Origin of the sequence: Streptococcus sp. GMD1S, assembly GCF_000296875.1 — a bacterium.
Taxonomy (GTDB): Bacteria; Bacillota; Bacilli; order Lactobacillales; family Streptococcaceae; genus Streptococcus.
In genome coordinates, this window is sequence record NZ_AJQY01000372.1 from 1 (window position 1) to 1,071 (window position 1,071).

Annotated in this window: 1 protein-coding gene; it reads left to right on the top strand. The window is 42.3% G+C overall.

Annotation, left to right across the window (positions count from 1 at the left end):
* The first annotated feature begins 245 nt into the window (after positions 1-245).
* Positions 246-968 (top strand): pseudouridine synthase, encoded by a 723-nt coding sequence (locus tag GMD1S_RS10420; protein WP_008282969.1) that lies wholly within the window; start codon positions 246-248, stop codon positions 966-968.
* The last annotated feature ends 103 nt before the right edge of the window (positions 969-1,071 follow it).

The window sequence follows — 1,071 nt, forward strand, 5'->3', positions numbered from 1 at the left end:
ACGAGGAAGTTAATTTCTTAAATCTGATACTCAATGAAAATCAAAGAGTAAACTAGGAAACTAGCCGCAGGCTGCTCAAAGCACTGCTTTGCGGTTATAGATAGAACTGACGAAGTCAGCTCAAAACACTGTTTTGAGGTTGCAGATGGAAGTTGACGCGGTTTGAAGAGATTTTTGAAGAGTATGAAAAGAAAAGGAGGTTGGTCATTGTACCAGCCTCCTTTTGAGTATGATATAATAGTTTTATGAGATTAGATAAATTTTTAGTTGCATGCGCTGTGGGAAGTCGGACGGAGGTCAAAAACTTGCTCAAGGCTGGACGCGTGACGGTCAATGGCAAAAAAGAAAAATCAGCAAAATTGCAAATAAATGAAGAAAAAGACGAAATTCGCTTTGATGGTCAAGTGCTAGAGTACGAGGAGTTTGTCTACTACATGATGAACAAGCCCCAAGGAGTCATTTCGGCGACTGAAGATCCCAAGCATAGAACGGTTCTGGACTTGTTGGATGACTATGGACGTGCCAAAGAAGTCTTTCCTGTAGGGCGATTGGATATCGATACGCATGGACTCTTACTCTTGACAAATGATGGAAAGCTGGCTCATTCCCTTCTATCGCCCAAGCGTCATGTAGATAAAACTTATCAAGCTCAGGTCAAGGGAATCATGAGCCAAGAAGATGTGGAAACATTTGGCAAGGGTATTCCGCTCAAGGACTTTACCTGCCAGCCGGCCAAACTGGAGATTTTGTCAGTGGATTCATATAAGGATGAGAGCCAGGTTCGGGTGACTATTAGAGAAGGAAAATTTCATCAAGTCAAACGCATGGTAGCATACTGCGGGAAGGAAGTAGTGGACCTACAACGTTTGGCCATGGGGACTCTAGTTTTGGATGAGAATTTGAAACGAGGAGAATGGCGTCGCTTGACCAAGGAGGAGTTAGAAGTTCTCCTTGCTAGTATTGCTTAGTTTGGATTATGTTAGAAAAGGTGAGGAGAAAGTCCCTGCCTTTTTCATTTTTCAGTTGCTTCCTTTGTGAAAAGAGTTATAATAGACAGTAGAATAAAAGGAG